Below are 3,495 nucleotides of genomic sequence, written 5' to 3' on the forward strand. Positions count from 1 at the left end.
ACCCTTGCCGCGGGCGCTACGCCGAAACGCCGCTGCCAGCGGACCGCGGAAAACCTCGAAATCCACAACCGCACCAAGCCGCTCCAGCGGATCACCCGCCGCGCTCAGTGCCTCGTACCTGTTCGAAAGATCAAAGAAACCCGGTTGCCCTGCCATCACCGCCTCCGCTTTGCCGCGGACGCATTGAATCAGGACGAAGCGTCAAATGCTACAGGTTTTTCGAGGCGTCCAACTGGGATAAAAGCCTTGCCAACGCTTACCCAGTACGGCATTGACCAACGCGCAGAACGGTTAGCCTAGGGACGGACGCAGTCCCACTCGGTAGTAATTTTCGACCAAGGCAGCGTTCACGGCGCATGTATAGATAAGACTCATGAACAGGACTTTGCGAGACGGCATCCTGCACCATCGCTTTTTAAGGCTGCTAGCAGCAATCGATAGCTCGGGTTTAGCGTACTGCATCCAGAGATGGCGCGGCGGCTTCATTTCCGATGGCATCGACTCCGTGTACGCCTTGCACCTAGTATAGTACGTGGCTTCGCGGAACCCGGTCTTTCAATACAATCGACGTGCTGCTGTCGCGCCGGCCTTAACCATATGCTAAATGCTTTATTGTCGTGCAAAAACATGCTTAGGTCCTATCGTTAGTTGTCGGGGTGATTTATGGATATTGAACCATCGTCTGTGCGCATAACGACTTCCGAAAAGCCCTCAATTCATCAACATTTTTATCCTGAGGCAAAAGCAACCGGCTTTAGCCACGTGGATGGGGGCATTGCATTTTACACGCAGATTGCCGCGCTGCTGAAGCCAACCGACCATGTGCTAGATTTCGGCGCAGGACGTGGAGAGCAGATTGTCGATGATCCTGTTGCCTACCGTCGCTTTCTGACCAATTTCCAGGGTCGGTGTGCTCGTGTCGAAGGTTGTGACGTCGATCCGGTGGTGCTGACTAATACCAACCTGCATTGATCATGACCCATGCACCCATTTGCGGCGACCGATGGTCATTATGTGCCATGGTTGATCAATGAGCCTGTTCCATGCCTCGCAGCAGTGATCGACAATGTTGTCGTAGGATGTGAAGACCCGGTTGGAGAGCCAGTTGTCGCGCATGAACTGCCAGATGTTTTCAACCGGGTTCAGCTCGGGGCATTTGGCCGGTAGCGCAATGATGCTGATGTTGTCGGGCACGATGAGCTTGCCGGTCATGTGCCATCCCGCTTGATCCATCAGCACGACCGCGTGAGCGCGGGGGGCGACCATGAGCGAGATCTCGGCCAGATGCAGGGACATCGTTTCGGTATTGCAGAAGGGCAGCACCAGCCCCGCTCCCTTGCCGTGTTCCGGGCAGATCGCACCAAAGATATAGGCCGATTTCGTCCGTTGATCCTTCGGGGCCGACGGTCGGGTTCCGCGCTGTGCCCAGCGCCGCGTGATCTTGTTTTTCTGGCCGACGCGCGCCTCGTCCTGGAACCAGATTTCTATGGGCGTGCGCTTGGGGAGGGTTGCTCTGACCTTTGCCAGCTCGGCTGCGAAGCCCCCTTTTTGAAGGCTTCGAGCGCATATTCGTTCTGGGCGTGGTGGCGGGGCCGGGCCGTCAGTTTGACGTAGCCCAGTTTCTTCAGCTCGCGTCCCACGGTCGTCTCATCCAGCGAGACAGCAAACTCCTCATGCAGCCACTGGGCCAGATCGATCAGCCGCCAGCGAACGACGCCATGGATTGCCGGGATCGGACCACGCTCTACCACCTCGACAAGCGCCCGACGCTGGGCATCATCGAGCCGTGACCGTTTCCCCGGCGCCTTGCCGTCGAGCAGGCCATCGGGACCGCGGGCATTGAACCGAACCACCCAGTCACGCACGATCTGCAAGCCCACACCGCCGATCCGCGCCGCCGCGCTGCGGCTGCCGCCGTCGTAAATCTCGGCCAATGCCAAAAGACGACGCGCCTGATTCGCGCTCTTCGACATGCGCGCCAATCGCCTCAATGCCGCTCCGTCAAAATCATCCCGCAAGCCAATCGCTGATCCCATAGCCACGCCCTCCATATGCAGGGCGCCATTGATTCAGACTTTCGTCAATTTGGGAATCCCTCACGTGAGTCTGCCTCAGCGCAGGTTGGTATAACCCCTATCTGGATGAAGCAAAACTGATCACGCCAAGCGCGCCACTGCCCTATGCTGATGACCAGTTCGATATGGTGGTATCACGGTATGTCTTTGAGCATGTGGATGACCCAGACTGGATGTCTCGTGAGCTTTTGCGCATTACCAAACCGGGCGGGTGGATTTGCGCCACCACTCCCAATAGTTTGGGATATATTGCTATTGCTGCTCGCATGGTGCCAAATAAATTACATGTCAAAGCGCTCACCCGTATTCAGCCTGATCGGAAACCTGAAGACGTATTTCCAACGTTTTATAGCATGAATACCCGAACGGCTTTGAAACGTTGGTTTGGTGAAAAAGCTGAGGTTCATGCATATTACGCATCTTCCGAACCACACTATCACTTTAACTCGCCATTTATTTATTCGACATTTAAATTTTTGCACAAGGTCATGCCTGACCGGCTACAAAACACTCTGTTTGCATATATACACAAAAATGCTTAAGGGCTTTCACCGATAACGAAGTGGCCGAAGACGCTCTTCTTGGCGCATGCTACCATGGTGGCGTAACCCAACCGGTATTGCCCGTTTGCGTCGTTTTGCGAAACCATGCTCCGGATTTCTGATTGTGATACAGGCTCCCAAGGTTTGCTACGACCGACCCTTCTGGACTGCCTGAGCCGTTCAGGATAGCGGGGCCACTGGCGTCTATGCTGCCCAACCGCAATCCTTGTGTAGCGTGTATCTGACCATCGGTTGCCAGTACCCCCGCAGCAAGGCGATAGGCGCGGACATCTGCCGCATTGCGGCCATCGCCAAAAGCAATTCCCCCGCCGTCTGCGATACTTTCCAGAATGACGCGAGCAGATGTGTCGCCCTCACGGCTGAAGGCGCCATGCTGGGTGCTTGATGCAGATACCGTGGCAATCAGCGGACCATCAAATTCGTTGCGCAACTGCCCCGTGCCAGGGCCTCCATAGGCCATCGTGACGTTACTGGGTACGACGGTGCCTTTCTGACCATAGGCCCCCTCGCTCACGGTCCAGCCGCAGGCTCCACTGTAGAACTGCATGCGGGCACCGCCCGCGAATATGCCGGCGCCACCTCCATGCACGATGATATCGCGGTTGGCAGGCGCAAAGAAACGATGCAGCCCTGGCCTGAAATAGATTTCGCAGGCGGAGCCTTTGGGAGGCGTCCGAACATCGAACAACCCATTGCCCTCGGGTAGGCTTTCCGAGCTTGGATGCACCGCAAAGATGGCTTGATCAAACGCAACCATTTCGCATTCGGTCGCCAGCACGATATTCTCGCAACGTCCATCACGCGTCCGTTCGAATACGGACTGGCCGACAAAGGAGATCTGCGTCGGCCGTTCGTAG

4 protein-coding genes and 1 pseudogene are annotated in these 3,495 nt (G+C 56.3%); 2 read left to right on the plus strand and 3 right to left on the minus strand.

Going from position 1 to position 3,495, the window contains the following annotated elements; translation table 11 throughout:
* Positions 1–156, minus strand: a pseudogene (locus tag ACEW72_RS01890) (IS5/IS1182 family transposase); the annotation flags it as partial.
* Positions 157–663: 507 nt separating this feature from the next.
* On the opposite strand from ACEW72_RS01890, the gene ACEW72_RS01895 reads away from it, so the two are divergent.
* Positions 664–972, plus strand: a complete 309-nt coding sequence (locus tag ACEW72_RS01895) for a hypothetical protein (RefSeq protein ID WP_373474687.1) — start codon at positions 664–666, stop codon at positions 970–972.
* Here ACEW72_RS01895 and ACEW72_RS01900 read toward each other — a convergent pair.
* Positions 973–2,036 (minus strand): IS630 family transposase gene (locus tag ACEW72_RS01900; protein ID WP_373474688.1). Its coding sequence is split into 2 segments (ribosomal slippage): positions 973–1,542 and positions 1,545–2,036, totalling 1,062 coding nucleotides; the frame shifts between segments, so codons are not numbered across the junction.
* Between the two features lie 137 nt (positions 2,037–2,173).
* Between ACEW72_RS01900 and ACEW72_RS01905 the strand changes: the two genes are divergently transcribed.
* On the plus strand, positions 2,174–2,617 hold the full coding sequence (locus ACEW72_RS01905; protein ID WP_373474690.1) for a class I SAM-dependent methyltransferase: 444 nt from the start codon (positions 2,174–2,176) through the stop codon (positions 2,615–2,617).
* A 49-nt stretch (positions 2,618–2,666) separates the two neighbouring features.
* On the opposite strand, the gene ACEW72_RS01910 is transcribed toward ACEW72_RS01905, so the two are convergent.
* On the minus strand, positions 2,667–3,495 hold an 829-nt coding region (locus ACEW72_RS01910), incomplete at its 5' end, for a hypothetical protein (protein ID WP_373474689.1).

It is taken from the genome of Sphingorhabdus sp., assembly GCF_041737645.1.
In the GTDB taxonomy this organism is placed as follows: Bacteria; Pseudomonadota; Alphaproteobacteria; order Sphingomonadales; family Sphingomonadaceae; genus Sphingorhabdus_B.